A 15,964-nucleotide genomic window follows, 5' to 3' on the forward strand; every position below is an offset into this window, starting at 1 on the left:
CAGCGATCTCAGCGAATGATGGCGATTCTGCTGTTCAGGCGTTTGACCATGAAGGACAGCCCGAAGCAGATCACGAAATAAACCACGGCGGCCAGCAGGTAGGCCTCTTCAGGACGGCCGAAGATCTTGCCGGCGGTGCTGAAGCCCTTGAGCAGGTCGTAGGCGCCGATGGCGTAAACCAGCGAAGTATCCTGGAACAGGATGATGGTCTGGGTCAGCAGGATGGGCACCATGTTGCGGAAAGCCTGCGGCAGGATGATCAGCTTCATGTTCTGCGAATAGGTCATGCCCAGGGCACGGCCCGCATTGACCTGCCCACGCGAGATGGACTGGATGCCCGCACGCATGATTTCGCTGAAGTACGCAGCCTCAAAGGCCACGAAGGTGATGATGGCCGAAATCTCGGCGCGGTAGTTGGCCCCCCAGGCGCCGAAGGTCGTGTAGAACGACGCAGGTACCAGCAGGAAGAACCACAGGATCACCATGACCAGCGGAACGGAACGCATGCCGTTGACGTAGATGGTCGCGGGAACCGTCAGGAATTTTTTGCCCGACAGACGCATCAGCGCAAGCACGGTGCCGAAAATAATGCCGCCTATGGTGGCGATGACGGTCAGCTCGATGCTGAAAATAAAACCCTTGACGACGAACTGGGAAATCATCTCCCAGTTCAGGAAGCTCATGTCGAGTCCAAGCATGTCAGTGCCCTCCGCCCGTTGAGCCGGCTACAACGAAGCCGGGGATCTGGACCTTCTTTTCAACAAAGGCCATGACCCGATTGACCGCGAAGGCAGAGATTGCATAAAGGGCCGTCACCGCCAGGTAGATCTCAATGCCGCGCGAAGTTTCTTCCTGCGCCTGCATGGCGAACATGGTGAGCTCGGCGATCGACACCGCGAAAGCCACGGAGGAATTTTTCAAGAGGTTCATCGACTCGCTGGTGAGCGGCGGAATGATGATGCGAAAGGCCATGGGCAGGATCACGTAGCGGTACGTCTGCACGGTGGTAAAGCCCATGGCCATGCCGGCATAGCGCTGGCCGCGCGGCAAGGCCTGCACGCCGGCCCTGACCTGCTCGGCAATACGCGCCGAGGTGAAAAATCCGAGAGCGAACACCACCAGGATGAAGCTGGGCAGCTCCTTCATGGCGGGGAAAATTTTGGGAACCACAAAGTACCAGATGAAAATCTGGACCAGCAAGGGAACGTTGCGAAACAGCTCGACCCAGGCATTGGCAAAGCGGACAAGCCACGGGCTGTTGGGCAAGGTGCGCAGCGTGCCGACCAGTGCGCCAAACAGCATGGCGATCACCCAGGATGCACCGGCGACGGACAGCGTCCAGCCCCATGCGTCAAACATCCATTGCAAGTAGGTTCGGCCACTACCGTCGTCATTTAGAAATACCTGCCAATCCCAAGTCATCACGGCTCCAGCAAAGGGTTGTTGTGTTGTTTTTCCATGCCACGGTAAACGAGAAACCCCGCCAGAGCATGATGTCAGGCGGGGTTCTTCAATTTACCTGACCCGAATTACTTCTGGGCGTACTCTTCCATGGGCTTGTCGTTCGGATTGTCCCAGGCTGCCTTGGTGCTGGCGCTCAGTGCCAGGCCCACCTTGGTGTTCTTCGGAGGAATCGGCGACAGGAACCATTTGGTCCACAGCTTGTTCATCTCGCCCGACTTGATCATGCCCTTGACCGTGTCGTCGGCCAGGCGCTTGAGCAGCGGGTCATCCTTGCGGATCATGATGGCGATGGGCTCGACGCTCAACACTTCACCAACGATCTTGAAGTCCGAAGGCTTCTTGGCGGTGGCGATGTTGCCGGCCAGGATGGAACCGTCCATGACGAACGCATCGGCGCGGCCCGATTCGAGCAGCAGGAAGCTGTCGGAGTGGTCCTTGCCGAAGATTTCCTTGAACTCGACGCCGGTGGCGCGCTTGTTCTTGCGCAGCGTCTGCACGGAAGTGGTACCCGTGGTGGTGGCCACGGTCTTGCCGCTGAGCTGGGCAACGGAGGTGATGCCGGAGGTGGCTTTCACCGCGATGCGGACTTCTTCGACGAAGGTGGTCACGACGAAGGCCACGTCTTTTTGACGGGTCGCGTTGTTGGTGGTGGAGCCGCACTCGATGTCGACTGTGCCGTTTTGCACGAGGGGAATGCGGTTTTGCGAGGTCACGGGCTGGTATTTGACTTCCAGCTTGCGCTCGGCGGCTTTTTCGAGGCCGGCCAGGATGCGCTGGCAGATTTCGACGTGGTAGCCGGTGTATTTGCCGTCACCGAGGGTATAGGACAGTGCACCGGAGGAGTCACGCACGCCCATGGTCACAACGCCTGAAGCCTTGACTTTGGAAAGGGTGTCGGCAAACGCACCGCCGGTGGCGAGCAATGCAACAGACAGAGCGACTAGCTTGAGTTTCATGGAATCTCCTGTAATGAATGAAACGATTAGCGAACTATTCTAGAGAGTTGGTTCCCGGGACATGCCTAGGTTTACCCGGCCTCTAAAAATGGAGGAACGCGGACGGCGTGAAAGGGTTGATGGTTTTGCAAACCCGCAGCATTGACAGCAATTTCTGGGGTTTTCCAAAATGGTGCGCGCATTAAAAGTCCGGAACTATACGGCAGATGTAAGCAGTCTTTGTGCCAGCAGACCGTCAGGCCGCCTGCACACGCGGCCGTACAGGCTGGGCGATCACCCGAATGGCGCGGTGCCTGGCGCAGACCGATGCCGCACAAAGGGCGGTAAGGAAGGCAACGCAGACAGCAAATGAATCAACAAGCACGGGCAAGCACCAAAATTTGAACGTCACGAACTGTAAATTTGGAGGTGTCAAAACACCAATGCTGTTTCGACGATCTTCCATGCATTTTTCTTATAACCACCTAGGGTTACTACTAGTCGTCAGTCTGATGCCAGCATTTGCCCCCAAGGCCACCAGCCCGCTTCGGCAAAGGCCGGTCGGCTAGCGCGATGCCTGTGTCCCCGCGCTACGGCCACCCACCTTTTCCTTGCCGCCGGTTTGTGCCTGCAGGTAAGTCCACAAGGCCTGGGCGTGGGTTTTGGCAGACTCCTTGGAGGTGGGCCGCTCACGGTACACGCGCACGTCCATGGTCATTTCCAGGTTGCCACCAGCGCTGACCAGTTTTTTGGCCCGTAATTCCTTCTTGACGGCGCTGAGCGGCAAAAACGCGATGCCGTGGCCTTCCAGGGCCATGGCCTTGAGGCCCTCGGCCATGTCGGTTTCGTACACCCGGTCCAGGTGGATGGCCGTGCTGGACTGCTTGAGGATCATGTCGACCATGCGGCCCAGGTAGGCGCCCGGCGCATAGCCCAGATAAGGCAAGGGCTGGCCGGCGCGGCCCGGCAGGCTGAACTCGGGCTCGCCCGCGGAATTGGCCCTGACAAAAGGTGCCAGCACTTCCTGGCCCAGCGACACCATTTCATAGCGGTCCGGATCCAGCTGGAAGGGCTGGGAGTCGTGGTGATAGGCGATCAGCAGGTCGCAACTGCCCTCGACAAGGCGCAGTACCGCATCGTGCACGTTCAGGGCAATCAGCCGGCTCTTGATGGGGCCGAACTTCTCGCGCAGGCTGCTGACCCAGGCGGGAAAGAAGGTGAAAGCCAATGTGTGCGGCACCGCAAACTCGATGACATCCTGCCCGGCCGAGGTGTGGCCGCGCAGCATGGCGCGGGTCGACTGCAAGCCCTGCAGCATCTCCAGCGACTGGCTGTACAGGGTTTCTCCGGCCGGCGTCAGCCGCGTGGGATAGGAGCTGCGGTCCACCAGGTCGGTACCGGCCCAGGCTTCCAGCGCCTGGATACGCCGTGAAAACGCGGGCTGGGTGACATGACGCAATTGGGCGGAGCGGCTGAAACTGCGGGTTTCAGCCAGGCTCACAAAATCTTCCAGCCATTTGGTTTCCATGGGCCAATTATGCGAGCCTGTGTAGAAGTTTGACCTACGGGGATTCCATAGCCGGGGAGTCGCAAGACGCGCGGGATGATGCTGCTGATCCGTTCCCGCCGGCAGCCGTTCGCCCGTTGCTATCTATTTAGTAGCTGCTTGCGCTCACCAATAAAGGGCTGGAGCGCGATTTGGCACGCAATCCCTACGCCTCTGCCGAACTCTGCTGCAACGCCCACATCCGCGCATACGCGCCTTCCAGCGCCAACAGCTGCGCGTGCGTGCCGCGCTCCACAATGCGCCCAGCGTCCATCACCAGGATCTCATGCGCGTCCACCACGGTAGACAGCCGGTGCGCAATCACCAGCGTGGTCTTGTTTTGCGCGGCGGTGCGCAGCTCGGCCTGGATGGCGCGCTCGTTGGCCGAATCCAGCGCCGAAGTGGCTTCGTCAAAAATCACCACCGGCGGGTTTTTCAGCAGCGTGCGGGCAATGGCCACGCGCTGCTTTTCACCGCCCGACAGCTTCAGGCCGCGCTCACCCACCATGGTCTGGTAGCCCAGCGGCGTCGAGGCAATAAAACCATGGATGCGGGCCGCGCGCGCGGCTTCTTCGACCTCGGCATGGCTGGCGCCCGGCTTGCCGTAGGCGATGTTGTATTCCACCGTGTCGTTGAACAGCACGGTGTCCTGCGGCACAATGCCGATGGACTGGCGCACGCTGGACTGCGTGACCTGCTTGATGTCCTGCCCGGCAATGGTGATGCGGCCCTGCTGGACATCGTAAAAGCGGTAGAGCAGGCGMGCCAGCGTGGACTTGCCGGCGCCCGAAGAGCCCACCACCGCGACGGTCTTGCCCGGCGGAATTTCAAAGCTCACGTTGTGCAGGATGGGCCGCGCCGGGTCGTAGGCGAAGTTCACATTCTCAAAACGCACGGCCGGGGTGCCGTCTATGACGATGGGCTGGGCGCCCGGCACGTCGGCGATTTCACGCTCGCGCTCCATCAGCACAAACATCTTGTCCAGGTCGGTCAGGCTTTGCTTGATCTCGCGGTAAATCACACCCAGGAAACCCAGCGGAATGTAGAGCTGGATCATGAAGGCATTGACCATCACCAGGTCGCCCAGGGTCATGCGACCGTCCACCACCCCCTGGGTCGCGCGCCAGAGCATGGCCACCAGCCCGATGGCGATGATGAGCTGCTGCCCGGTGTTGAGCAGGCTCAGCGTGTTCTGGCTCTTGATGGCGGCACGCCGGTAGCGCTGCAGGTTTTCGTCGTAGCGTGCGGCTTCAAACTCTTCGTTGTTGAAGTACTTGACGGTTTCGTAGTTCAGCAGCGAATCGATGGCGCGGCTGTGGGCCGACGAATCGAGCTCATTCATGGCCTTGCGAAACTGTGTGCGCCACTCTGTCACCGTGACAGTGAAGAAAATGTAGAACACGAGCGCGATGCCCGTGATGCCGGCAAACCAGACGTCGAACTTGACGGCCAGCAGCGTCAGCACCAGCGTCACTTCAATCAGCGTCGGGATGATGCTGTAGAGCGAGTACGAGATCAGCGAATGCACGCCGCGCGTGCCGCGCTCGATGTCGCGCGTCATGCCGCCGGTTTGCCGCTCCAGGTGAAAGCGCAGGCTGAGCGCATGCAGGTGCCTGAACACTTCCAGCGAAATCCGCCGCGCCGCGCCTTCAGTGGCTTTGGCAAACACCAGTTCGCGCAGTTCGGTAAAAAGCGTCGTCGACAGGCGCAGCAAGCCGTAGGCCAGCAGCAGCGCCACCGGCACCACCAGCACCGCCTGTGCGTCGCCCGGCTTGAAGTTCATGGCGTCGACCAGGTTCTTCAGCAAGAGCGGCACGCCCACGTTGGCCATCTTGGCGCCCACCATGAAGCTCAGGGCCGCCAGCACGCGCCATTTGTAATCCCACAGGTAAGGGAAAAGGCGTTTGAGGGTGCCAAGGTCCGAGCGCTGGAACGCGAGCGCCTTGCCGGCGCCCGGCGCTGACGCGGCGGCAGGCACAGCCAGGGAAGAATCAACAGCGGAAGCTCGGGAGCGCATGAGGGACAATCGTGTAGGTTGTTGTAATAACTTTTTCAGATTGTGCCTATGTCTACCGAATCAAGCACCCATACGGACATTCACGCCGAGGACGCCCTGAACGTCCAGTTGCCCACCGACAAGGAACTGGTGCTCAAGGTCATTCCCATGCCGGCCGACTGCAATGCCAACGGCGACATCTTCGGCGGCTGGGTCATGGCGCAGGTCGACCTGGCCGGCTCGGTGGTACCGGCCCGCCACGTGGACGGGCGCATGGCGACCGTGGCCGTCAACCAGTTCATTTTCAAGCAGCCCGTGCGGGTCGGCGACATCCTGTCGTTTTTCTCCTGCGTGACCCGTATCGGCACCACGTCCATCACGGTCCAGGTTGAGGTCTATGCCGAGCGCTTTCGCGCCCAGGGCCGCTACATCAAGGTCACCGAAGCCAGCCTGACTTACGTGGCCATTGACGATTTCGGCAAGCCCCGCAAGATTCCCAAAGCCTGACGCCCGGGTTCCAGGTGCCTTCACCTGCCACCCGGATGCTATTTATTTGATAGCTGCTTGCGCCAGATACAAAAGGCCTACAGGCCTTTTTTGCTTAAATTTTCCCGCAATCCCCGTCAGGCACCCCACCAGCCCACGCGAGGGGCAGCCTGGGCTTCTTCCAGCTCCGTCTCGCTGACTTCGATCTCCATGCGCAGCAGCGCTGCCGCCATGGCCTTGCCCAGGCTGTCCAGGCGCAGGTTGCGCGCGCCGCCGCCTTGCAGCGCGCCTTGCAATACCAGCTTGAGGGCCAGGATATTGGGCAAGCGCCAGCATTGCACCGCGCCCGGCAGCCAGGGCGCAAAGTGCGCCTGCACGCGTTCGGCCGTCACCTCGCGCTCGATGAGCCGGTAACCCGTTTCGTTCCAGGCAAAGAGGCCAAAGTCCACCCAGTCGGCCTTGTCGCCGCTGCGCGCATGCGCGAGCTTCACCAATTGCACCCTCATGACTGCAACACCTCCACACGCACCGCCGCCTCAACCGCTTGCCGGTCAATCAGCGCAGGCCAGATGCCCAACAACTCGCTACTGTTGTTCAGGCCGTGAAAGCCGCAGGTATAGGCCGGCCCGCTCAAAGCCATCCACGGAAAGAGCCGGCCAAAACCTTCAGCAACCGCTTTGTCCTGCGTCCTGATCGCCATACGAACCCAGACCTCGTTGAGCTCCGCCAGCACTGCAGGCGCAGGCAGTGGCGCCAGTGGGCCATGTGCCGAGTTGAGCCCCGGGAATTCGACAAAGAGTTCGTCATGTGCCAGGCGCTTGTCCCTCAGCTGGACTTTCACCATCTCCACGGCTGCCACTGCCTTGTCGTAGGCATCAGGCCAGCTAAAGCCCCAGGTGACCTCGGCCTTGTAGCCGTCGCGAAACCCGCCCACCACCTTGAGCTGCGCGGGCCGCGTGTGGCCGCGCACGCCCGTCATGCGCACGGCATCGTTGCCCAGGTCTTCCAGCCGCACCACCGATAAATCCATCACCACATCGGGCGAGGCATAGTGTCCCGGGTCATGCACCTCATACAGCAGCTGCTGGCGCACCGTATCGAAATTGATGCGGCCGCCCGTGTCCGGTGCCTTGGTGATCAGCGCCGTGCCGTCTTCACTGACCTCGGCGATGGGATAGCCGATATGGGCGAGATCGGGAATGGCCTTCCACGCCTGCTGGCTGCCAAAGTTGCCGCCGCTGCCCTGGCCCGAGCATTCGAGCAAGTGCCCCACCGCGAGACCCTGCGCCAGCCGGTCGAGATCCACTTGCGCCTCTGCGTCCTCCAGCTTCCAGTTGAATTCATGCACAAGCGGCGCCAGGAACAGCGCCGCATCGGCGACGCGCCCTGTCACCACAATATCGGCGCTTTGCTGCAACGCCGACACGATGGGCCGCGCGCCCAGATAGGCATTGGCAAACACCATGCGCTCGCGCACGGACTCAAAGCCCTGGCCGTTGAACATGTGCGGCGGTGCGATCGCCCCCAGCTGCGGCAGGACTTCATCACCCGTGACCACCGCGATGCGCGCCTTCCAGCCTTTGGCCGCAAAGGCTGCACGCAATGCAGCAGCCGCGCCCGCAGGATTGAGCCCACCCGCGTTGCAGATGAACTTTACGCTGCGCGCCTGCATCAGCGGCCACAGCTTCATCAGCATGGGGACCACATCCCGTGCATAGCCCAGTGCAGGGTCGCGCTGCCGGTCTTTTTGCAGGATGGCCAGCGTCAGCTCGGCGAGGTGGTCACTCGCGATGTAGTGCACACCACCGCGCTCGATGCTCGCGGCCACAGGCTCCCATGCGTCACCGTAGAAACCCAAGCCTGCGCCTATACGAACATTTCCTCTCATGTAAGGGATTACGCTTGATCGCGTATGCGACACGTATTCGGAACAACCCCTAGCGACAGACCTTTAAGCGACAGCTATAACCAAAGTTCATCAAAGGGGAGACTGCTTCGTGCAATTCCTGCAGTTGCTCATCAGCGGCGTCGCCCAGGGCTGTATCTACGGCCTTATCGCGCTGGGCTTTGTACTGATTTACAAGGCCACCGAGACGGTCAGCTTCGCGCAGGGCGAACTGATGATGCTGGGCGCTTTCGGAGGCCTGGCCTGCATGACCTTGCTGGGGTTTCCCTTCTGGTTGGCGGTGATCAGCGCGATTGCGGGCATGGCGCTCTTCGGCATGGTGCTGGAGCGCCTCGTGATACGCCCCATCCTCGGCCAGCCCGCGTTTTCCATCGTGATGCTGACCATAGGTGTCGGCTACACGGCGCGCGGCCTCATCACCATGATCCCCGGCATAGGCACCGAAACCTATGTGCTGCCCGTGCCCTACAAAGACCAGATATGGAGCCTGGGCGCGCTGGTCATCAATGTCGAGCAGGTTGCCATCATCGTCACTACCGCAGCGCTGTGCCTCGTCTTGTTTGCGATGTTCAAGTACAGCAAGCTGGGCATCGCCATGCAGGCGTCGTCGCAAAACCAGCTGGCCGCGTACTACATGGGCATCCCCGTGAAACGCCTTAACGGCCTCGTGTGGGCGCTGGCCTCGGCCGTCGCCGCGATTGCCGGCCTCTTGCTCGCACCCATCACCTTTGTGCACGCCAACATGGGTTTTATCGGGCTCAAGGCTTTCCCGGCCGCGGTGGTAGGCGGTTTCGGCAGCCTGCCAGGCGCAATTGTGGGCGGCCTTGTCATCGGCCTGGTCGAATCGTTCTCGGGCTTTTATCTGCCCGACGGCTTCAAGGACATTGCTGCCTATGTGGTGGTGCTCATCATGCTGATGGTCAAGCCCAGCGGCCTGTTCGGCGAAAAGCTGAGAAAAAAGGTCTGACCCGTCATGCGTTTTATTTTCAAAACCGATTACGGGCAAGACATCAAGCTTGCGAAGCACACCGGCCATGTGTTCTGGTATGGCGCGCTGATGCTGTTGTTGCTCGCCGCGCCCTGGCTGTTTCCCGAGTACTGGCTCGCACAACTCACCTTCGTGATGATCTACGCCATCGCCGGGCTGGGCCTGATGTTGCTGGCGGGTTTCACCGGCCTCTTCTCTTTGGGGCACGCGGCCTTTCTGGGCGTCGGCGCTTACACGCAGGCGGTGATGACCAATGCAGGCCTGCCCTTTCCCATCGCACTGGTTTGCGCCGCCGGCTTGTCGGCCGCGGTAGGCCTGGTCGTGGGCCTGCCCGCGCTGCGCGTGAAGGGCATTTACCTCGGTATGGCCACGCTGTCTTTTGGTTTCATTGTTGAAGAAGTGTTTGCACGCTGGGAAAGCGTCACCGGCGGCAATGCCGGCATCCACATCAAGGTGCCCGACATGTTCGGCTGGAAGCTGGCCAGCGGCGAGTCGTTTTATTTCCTCTGCCTCGTCATCACCGTTGCCGCCACACTGGGCATCCTCAACCTCCTGCGCTCGCCCACGGGCCGGGCTTTTGTGGCGATTCGCGACTCAGAGATTTCCGCGCAGAGCATGGGCATCCATCTGGCGCGCTACAAGACGCTGTCGTTTGCGCTGTCGGCCGCGCTGGCCGGCGTGGCCGGCGCGCTCTATGCGCACAAGCTGCAGTTCATCTCGCCCGACCAGTTCAACATCCTGCAGTCCATCGACCTGTTGCTGATGATCGTGATCGGCGGCGTGGGGTCGGTACACGGTGCTTTTCTGGGCGCCATCTTTTTGATCTCCATGCCGCAGGTGATCGGCCTCACCAAAGACTATTTGCCCGCCACTATAGGCCAGGCGCCCGGCCTGCAGGCGGCGGTCTACGGCATTGTGCTGATTGCCTTTGTGCTGTTTGAGCCGATGGGGCTGTATGGCCGCTGGCTGAAGGTTCGCACCTATTTGCAGCTCTTTCCGTTCTACCGCAAGGGCCTGTTCAAACGGCAAAAAACTTTCCAGAAGTCGGACCGTCTGAAATGAGCAAAACACTCCTTTCCGCCAAAAATCTTAGCGTGCGCTTCGGCGGCGTGCTGGCCGTCAACAACGTGAGCTTTGACGTCAAGCAGGGCGAAGTCTTCACGCTCATCGGCCCCAACGGCGCCGGCAAGACCACGGTGTTCAACCTGATCAGCCGCATCTACACGCCCACCACGGGCGAGATTGAATACCGCGGCGAAAAGCTCACCCATCAGCCACCACACAAGATCGCCTCGCTGGGCATTGCGCGCACCTTCCAGAACATCGAACTGTTTGAACACGCCACCGTGCTGCACAACCTGTTGATTGGCCGGCACACGCACCGGCAAACCGGCTTGCTGCACGACCTGTTTTTTACCGCCAGGGCGCGAGATGCCGAACTGCTGGCACGCGAAAAAGCCGAGCAGGTCATTGACTTCCTCGACCTGCAACATCACCGCGATTCGATGGTCGCAGGTCTTCCCTACGGCGTGCGCAAGGTGGTCGAGCTGGCGCGGGCGCTGTGCACCGAGCCGCAGTTGCTGCTGCTTGACGAGCCCTCTTCCGGCCTCAATGTGGAGGAAACCGGCGACATGGCCTTCTGGATCCAGGACATCCAGCACGAGCTGGGCATCACGGTACTGATGGTCGAGCACGATATGTCGCTGGTCTCACGCGTGTCTGACCGGGTTCTCGCCATGAACCAGGGCGAAGTCCTGGCCATGGGCACGCCGCGCGAAGTACAGCGCGATCCCGGTGTGATTGAGGCTTATCTTGGTTCGGTGGATGAGGTCACGTCTTTAAGGAGAACGGCATGAGCGCGGTTCCCCCACCGGTGAGTGACCAACCCGTCCYGAAACTCCTCAACGTCGAGAGTTCGTATGGCCCCATCAAGGCCATACGCGGCATCAGCCTGCAGGTGCGCCGCAGCGAAATTGCCACGGTGCTGGGCTCCAACGGTGCAGGCAAATCCACCATCCTCAAGACCATCTCGGGCATCCTCGATCCGCGCAAAGGCTCCATCGACTTCAAGGGCGAGGACATCACGGCACAGGATCCGGCCCATATCGTGCAGCAAGGCTTGTCGCATGTGCCAGAGGGACGCGAGGTATTCCCTTTGCTGAGCGTGCGCGACAACCTGCTGATGGGCGCCTACACCCGCAAAGACAGCGACGGTGTGGCGCTCGACATGGAGGCGGTGTACGGCTACTTCCCGATCCTGAAAGAGCGCGCCCTGCAAGACGCCGGGCTGCTGTCGGGCGGGCAGCAGCAAATGCTGGCGATCTCGCGCGCGCTCATGGCCTCGCCCGACCTCATCTTGCTCGACGAACCCAGCCTGGGCCTGTCGCCCAAACTCACCAAGGAAATTTTTGAGATTGTGGTGCGCATCAACCGCGAGCGCGGCACCACCATCCTGTTGGTCGAGCAAAACGCCAACATGGCGCTCAACGCGTCGGACTATGGCTATGTGCTGGAGAACGGTCGCATCGTGATGGAAGACACCTGCGCCCGCCTGCGCGAGAAGGACGACATCAAGGAGTTCTACCTCGGCATGAAGGAAGACGGTGTGCGGGGCGAGCGGCGCTGGAAGAAAAAGAAGACGTGGCGGTGACTGAATGAGCAACCTTTGGGACCTTAGCCATATCCAGCCCGAGCATGCCATCGTCATGCCGGGCGAAACCATTCCCGCCGTATTCTGGAACGCGGTGGAGCAGCGCAGCCACAAGACCTGGATGCGGCAGAAAAAGCTGGGCATCTGGCGCAGCTGGACGTGGACACAAACCGGTGACGCGGTACGCGAAGTCGCCGCCGGCCTGCTCAGCCTGGGCTTTGCGCGCGACGAATGCGCCTCCATCCTTTCCAACACCGTGATCGAATGGGTGCTGGCCGACCTGGCGGTACTGAGCTGCGGCGGTGTGTGCAGCGGCATCTACCCTACCGATGCCGCATCGCAGGTGCACTACCTCTGCGATGACTCGCGCACCACCGTGCTGTTTGTCGAAGACGACGAGCAGCTCGACAAGGCACTGGAAGTGCGGCCGCAATTACCGCTGCTGCGCAAGATCATCGTGTTTGACACCGAAGGCCTGCGTGACCTGGATGACCCGGGCGTCATGGGCCTGGCCGAACTTCGCGCGCTGGGCCGCAGTTACCTGGCGGATCACCCCAACGCGGTGAAAGACAGCGCTGCTGCCTGCAGACCCGAGGACCTGGCCATCCTGGTCTACACCTCGGGCACCACCGGCAAACCCAAGGGCGCCATGCACAGCCAGCGCGGGCTGGTGTTTACCGCGCGCGGCTACAACACGCTGGTGGCACAGAACGAAGACGACGAGCGCATGTGCTTTTTGCCGCTGTGCCATATCGCCGAGCGCATGGGCGGCGAATATTTCGCGATGTATGCGGGCGCCAAGCTCAATTTTGTCGAGAACCCCGAAACCATTCCCGAGAACGTGCGCGAGATCGCGCCCACAGTGTTCACCGCCGTGCCGCGTGTGTGGGAAAAGTTTTATTCAGGCGTGATGATCGCGTTGAAGGAAGCCAGCTGGCTGCAACAGGCCGCCTATGCCTGGAGCATCGGCGTGGGCATGCGCATCGCCGACACCGTGCTGGCCGGCCAGCCGGTCAGCGCATCGCTCAAGGCCCGCTTCACGCTGGCGCGCTGGTTGGCGCTCAACAACACGCGCAAGCTCATTGGCATTCACAAGGCGCGGTTTTGCGTCACGGGTGCGGCGCCCATTTCGCCCGACCTGGTGAAGTGGTACATGGCGCTGGGCGTTCCCATGCTGGAGGTCTGGGGCATGACGGAGACCTGCGGCGCCGCCAGCGGCGTGCCGGCCAGCTGCATGAGGCCCGGCTCCATCGGCCCGGCCGCCGGCTACAACGAAATGCGGCTGGATGCAGCCACCGGCGAGATTCTGGTGCGGGGCACCAATGTCTTCATGGGCTACCTGAACCAGCCACAAAAAACCGCCGAGACGCTGGATGCCCAGGGCTGGCTGCACACCGGCGACGTGGGCGTGATGGACGAGCAAGGGTTTTTCCGTATCACCGACCGGATGAAGGACATCATCATCACCGCCGGCGGCAAGAACGTGACGCCCAGCGAGCTGGAAAACGAACTCAAGTTCTCCCCCTACATCACCGACGCCGTGGTCATCGGCGACAAGCGCGCCTACCTCACCGTCATCATCATGATCGACCAGGAAAACGTCGAGAAATTCGCCCAGGATGCGGACATACCCTTCAGTAATTACGCCAGCTTGACGCGGGCAACTGAAGTGCAAGAATTGATTCAGTCGGAAATCGACCGGGTCAACAAGAAGTTTGCGCGGGTCGAGCAGATCAAGAAATTCTTCCTGCTCGACACGCAGCTCACGGCGGAGGACGAAGAACTCACGCCGACCATGAAGCTCAAGCGCAAACTCGTAGAACAAAAATACGCCCCGCAAATAGAGGCCATGTACTGATTCCGTGCACCGGGTGAACAAGAGCCAAGAACCTTTACAGGAGACAAAACCATGAAACTGAAATCAACCGCCGTCCTTTCCGCGCTGGCCTGCGTAGCCGCCTTGTCGGCCGCTACTGCACAGGCGCAAAGCCAGGGCGTCAGCAAAACCGAAATCACGCTGGGCTCCATCCAGGATTTGTCGGGCCCGCTCGCGGGCTTCGGCAAGCAAATCCGCAACGGCATGACGCTGCGCGTCAACGAGCTGAATGAACAAGGCGGCATCAACGGCCGCAAGGTCAAGCTGATCGTCGAGGACTCGGGCTACGACCCCAAGAAGGCGGTGCTGGCGGCGCAAAAGCTGGTGAACCAGGACAAGATCTTCGCCATGGTGGGCCACCTGGGTACTGCGCAAAACCTGGCCGCCATGCCGGTGCAGTTCGAAAAAAATGTCATCAACTTCTTCCCGGTGACGGCCGCGCGCGAGATGTACGAGCCCTTTCACAAGCTCAAGTACTCGTTTGCCGCCACCTATTACGACCAGATGAAGGCGGCCGTACCCAAGCTGGTGAAAGAAAAGAACGCCAAAAAGGTCTGCTCGATGTACCAGGACGACGAGTTTGGCCTCGAAGTGCAGCGCGGCGCCGATGACGGCCTCAAAGCCATCGGCATGACCATGGTCGAGAAGACCTCCTTCAAGCGCGGCGCGACCGATTTCTCGTCGCAGATCGCCAAGCTCAAGGCCTCTGAATGCGACCTGGTGGTGCTGGGCACCATCATCCGCGAAACCATTGGCGGCATCGGCACCGCGCGCAAGCTGGGCTACAACCCGGTCTTCCTGGGCTCCAGCGCCGCCTACACCGATCTGATCCACAAGCTGGGCGGCAAAGCCATGGACGGCCTCTACGCCACCATGACGGTGCAAAACCCCTACCTGGACGAAGCCTCGCAGCCCATCCGCTTCTGGGCCAACAAGTACAAGACCGCCTTCAATGAAGACCCGACGGTGTTCTCGGTCTACGGCTATACGGTGGTCGACAGCTTTATCCGTGCATCGCAGAAAGCCGGCGCCAGCCTGACGACCGAGAGCTTCATCAAGGCCATGGACACCATGGTGATCCCGGCCGACATCTTCGGCAGCTCCGAAGGCAAGTTCGGCCCGCAAAAGCGCTTGGGCAACAACCAGTCGCGCCTGTCGATGTTGCAGGACGCGCGCTGGAAAGTGGTGTCGGACTACATCACGCAGTGAAGTCAGCCGCGACTGCCAGCCGCGACTCCGAAAAACCACCTCCGGGTGGTTTTTTTATGCAGAAAGTGACTGAAGCCTTTTAAATATCTGCGCAGAATGCTCCTGAATTAATAGCACTCGCCCTCCACCGATCGCCCCCATGGCTTGCCGTGAACCCCGCGTGTCACGCAAAATGCGTCATGCCCACCTCCGCCAAACCCGCTTCCAAAACGCCTGCCAAGACTCCCGCCGCCCCGCTTGCCACCGTGCGCTGCAAAGACACCCAGGCCTTTACCCAATGGCTGGCCAAACACCACGCAAGCAGCGCCGGTGTCTGGCTGCAAATCGCCAGGAAGGATTCAGGCATAGCCTCCATCACCCACGCCGAAGCGCTGGAAGCGGCGCTCTGCCACGGCTGGATAGACGGCCAGAGGAATTCCATGGACGCGCAGTATTTTTTGCAAAAATTCACTCCGCGCCGCGCACGCAGCACCTGGTCCAAGGTCAACTGCGCCAAGGCCCTGGCACTGATTGAATCCGGCGCCATGCAGCCGGCGGGCCTGGCCGAGGTCGAACGCGCCAAGGCCGACGGCCGCTGGGACGCGGCTTATGACGCGCAGAGCAAGATGGCGGTTCCTGACGACCTAGCGGCGTTGCTCGCGAAGAGCGCCAAAGCCAAGGCCTTCTTCGAAACACTGGACTCACGCAACCGCTTCGCCATTTTGTTCAGGCTGCAAACCGCCAAGAAAGCCGAGACACGCGAGCGCCGGCTGGTGAAGTTCGCCGACATGCTCAAGCGGGGCGAAAAAATCCATCCCTGACGGTGGACAGGGCTTTTCGGTGACGCCGTACGGCAGACGCGCTACAGTCAATCGGGCGAGCCCATCCCTCAACCGAACACGTAAGAACCTGTTTACGATCTAAAGGAG

Annotated in this window: 15 protein-coding genes; 8 read left to right on the forward strand and 7 right to left on the reverse strand. The window is 60.9% G+C overall.

Annotated elements, in window-relative coordinates:
• Positions 1–8 precede the first annotated feature (8 nt).
• The 5 genes from AC1D1X_RS03210 to AC1D1X_RS03230 all read right to left on the reverse strand — a co-directional run bounded on the left by AC1D1X_RS03210 (position 9) and on the right by AC1D1X_RS03230 (position 5,962).
• Positions 9–698, reverse strand: a complete 690-nt coding sequence (locus AC1D1X_RS03210; protein WP_457281126.1) for an amino acid ABC transporter permease — start codon at positions 696–698, stop codon at positions 9–11.
• 1 nt (position 699) lies between these two features.
• A complete protein-coding gene (locus tag AC1D1X_RS03215; RefSeq protein ID WP_457281127.1) occupies positions 700–1,422 on the reverse strand; it encodes an amino acid ABC transporter permease in 723 nt (240 codons plus the stop codon).
• 107 nt (positions 1,423–1,529) lie between these two features.
• Positions 1,530–2,420, reverse strand: a complete 891-nt coding sequence (locus AC1D1X_RS03220) for a transporter substrate-binding domain-containing protein (RefSeq protein ID WP_457281128.1) — start codon at positions 2,418–2,420, stop codon at positions 1,530–1,532.
• 544 nt (positions 2,421–2,964) lie between these two features.
• Positions 2,965–3,927 carry a LysR substrate-binding domain-containing protein gene (locus tag AC1D1X_RS03225; protein ID WP_477668423.1) on the reverse strand — a complete coding sequence of 321 codons (963 nt, stop codon included), beginning with the start codon at positions 3,925–3,927 and terminating at the stop codon, positions 2,965–2,967.
• Between the two features lie 184 nt (positions 3,928–4,111).
• Positions 4,112–5,962: an ABCB family ABC transporter ATP-binding protein/permease gene (locus AC1D1X_RS03230; RefSeq protein ID WP_477668424.1), complete on the reverse strand. Its 1,851-nt coding sequence runs from the start codon at positions 5,960–5,962 to the stop codon at positions 4,112–4,114.
• A gap of 48 nt (positions 5,963–6,010) precedes the next feature.
• Here AC1D1X_RS03230 and AC1D1X_RS03235 point away from each other — a divergent pair, with 48 nt between their 5' ends.
• Entirely contained in the window at positions 6,011–6,448 is a 438-nt protein-coding gene (locus AC1D1X_RS03235; RefSeq protein ID WP_457281131.1) for an acyl-CoA thioesterase, read from the forward strand.
• Between the two features lie 116 nt (positions 6,449–6,564).
• Here the strand turns inward: AC1D1X_RS03235 and AC1D1X_RS03240 are convergent, their stop codons facing one another.
• Positions 6,565–6,933, reverse strand: a complete 369-nt coding sequence (locus AC1D1X_RS03240) for an AtuA-related protein (protein ID WP_477668425.1) — start codon at positions 6,931–6,933, stop codon at positions 6,565–6,567.
• Positions 6,930–8,315: an acyclic terpene utilization AtuA family protein gene (locus tag AC1D1X_RS03245; RefSeq protein WP_477668426.1), complete on the reverse strand. Its 1,386-nt coding sequence runs from the start codon at positions 8,313–8,315 to the stop codon at positions 6,930–6,932. Before AC1D1X_RS03245 ends, AC1D1X_RS03240 begins: the two co-directional genes overlap by 4 nt.
• A gap of 109 nt (positions 8,316–8,424) precedes the next feature.
• Here AC1D1X_RS03245 and AC1D1X_RS03250 point away from each other — a divergent pair, with 109 nt between their 5' ends.
• The 7 genes from AC1D1X_RS03250 (at position 8,425) to AC1D1X_RS03280 (ending at position 15,856) form a co-directional block, all read left to right on the forward strand.
• Complete coding sequence (locus tag AC1D1X_RS03250; protein ID WP_477668427.1) at positions 8,425–9,300, forward strand: branched-chain amino acid ABC transporter permease; 876 nt, start codon at positions 8,425–8,427, stop codon at positions 9,298–9,300.
• A gap of 6 nt (positions 9,301–9,306) precedes the next feature.
• Positions 9,307–10,383 carry a branched-chain amino acid ABC transporter permease gene (locus AC1D1X_RS03255; protein WP_477668428.1) on the forward strand — a complete coding sequence of 359 codons (1,077 nt, stop codon included), beginning with the start codon at positions 9,307–9,309 and terminating at the stop codon, positions 10,381–10,383.
• Positions 10,380–11,177, forward strand: coding sequence for an ABC transporter ATP-binding protein (locus tag AC1D1X_RS03260; RefSeq protein ID WP_477668429.1), 798 nt, complete (start codon positions 10,380–10,382; stop codon positions 11,175–11,177). Before AC1D1X_RS03255 ends, AC1D1X_RS03260 begins: the two co-directional genes overlap by 4 nt.
• Positions 11,174–11,971: an ABC transporter ATP-binding protein gene (locus tag AC1D1X_RS03265; protein WP_477697821.1), complete on the forward strand. Its 798-nt coding sequence runs from the start codon at positions 11,174–11,176 to the stop codon at positions 11,969–11,971. The genes AC1D1X_RS03260 and AC1D1X_RS03265 overlap by 4 nt, the downstream gene beginning before the upstream one ends.
• A gap of 4 nt (positions 11,972–11,975) precedes the next feature.
• Positions 11,976–13,829 (forward strand): AMP-dependent synthetase/ligase, encoded by a 1,854-nt coding sequence (locus tag AC1D1X_RS03270; protein WP_477668431.1) that lies wholly within the window; start codon positions 11,976–11,978, stop codon positions 13,827–13,829.
• 51 nt (positions 13,830–13,880) lie between these two features.
• The gene (locus tag AC1D1X_RS03275; RefSeq protein ID WP_477668432.1) at positions 13,881–15,056 is read left to right on the forward strand and encodes an ABC transporter substrate-binding protein; all 1,176 of its coding nucleotides are present in this window, start codon (positions 13,881–13,883) and stop codon (positions 15,054–15,056) included.
• A 179-nt stretch (positions 15,057–15,235) separates the two neighbouring features.
• Complete coding sequence (locus tag AC1D1X_RS03280) at positions 15,236–15,856, forward strand: YdeI/OmpD-associated family protein (RefSeq protein WP_477668433.1); 621 nt, start codon at positions 15,236–15,238, stop codon at positions 15,854–15,856.
• Positions 15,857–15,964: the final 108 nt, after the last annotated feature.

It is taken from the genome of Polaromonas sp. P1_G4 (assembly GCF_056405475.1).

Bases quoted from the DNA above. Each gene is read 5' to 3' on its own strand.
- AC1D1X_RS03260 (WP_477668429.1), top strand. From the start codon at position 10,380: ATGAGCAAAACACTCCTTTCCGCCAAAAATCTTAGCGTGCGCTTCGGC.
- AC1D1X_RS03215 (WP_457281127.1), bottom strand. From the start codon at position 1,422: ATGACTTGGGATTGGCAGGTATTTCTAAATGACGACGGTAGTGGCCGA.
- AC1D1X_RS03255 (WP_477668428.1), top strand. From the start codon at position 9,307: ATGCGTTTTATTTTCAAAACCGATTACGGGCAAGACATCAAGCTTGCG.
- AC1D1X_RS03280 (WP_477668433.1), top strand. From the start codon at position 15,236: ATGCCCACCTCCGCCAAACCCGCTTCCAAAACGCCTGCCAAGACTCCC.
- AC1D1X_RS03210 (WP_457281126.1), bottom strand. From the start codon at position 698: ATGCTTGGACTCGACATGAGCTTCCTGAACTGGGAGATGATTTCCCAG.
- AC1D1X_RS03275 (WP_477668432.1), top strand. From the start codon at position 13,881: ATGAAACTGAAATCAACCGCCGTCCTTTCCGCGCTGGCCTGCGTAGCC.
- AC1D1X_RS03225 (WP_477668423.1), bottom strand. From the start codon at position 3,927: ATGGAAACCAAATGGCTGGAAGATTTTGTGAGCCTGGCTGAAACCCGC.
- AC1D1X_RS03240 (WP_477668425.1), bottom strand. From the start codon at position 6,933: ATGAGGGTGCAATTGGTGAAGCTCGCGCATGCGCGCAGCGGCGACAAG.
- AC1D1X_RS03235 (WP_457281131.1), top strand. From the start codon at position 6,011: ATGTCTACCGAATCAAGCACCCATACGGACATTCACGCCGAGGACGCC.
- AC1D1X_RS03270 (WP_477668431.1), top strand. From the start codon at position 11,976: ATGAGCAACCTTTGGGACCTTAGCCATATCCAGCCCGAGCATGCCATC.
- AC1D1X_RS03220 (WP_457281128.1), bottom strand. From the start codon at position 2,420: ATGAAACTCAAGCTAGTCGCTCTGTCTGTTGCATTGCTCGCCACCGGC.
- AC1D1X_RS03245 (WP_477668426.1), bottom strand. From the start codon at position 8,315: ATGAGAGGAAATGTTCGTATAGGCGCAGGCTTGGGTTTCTACGGTGAC.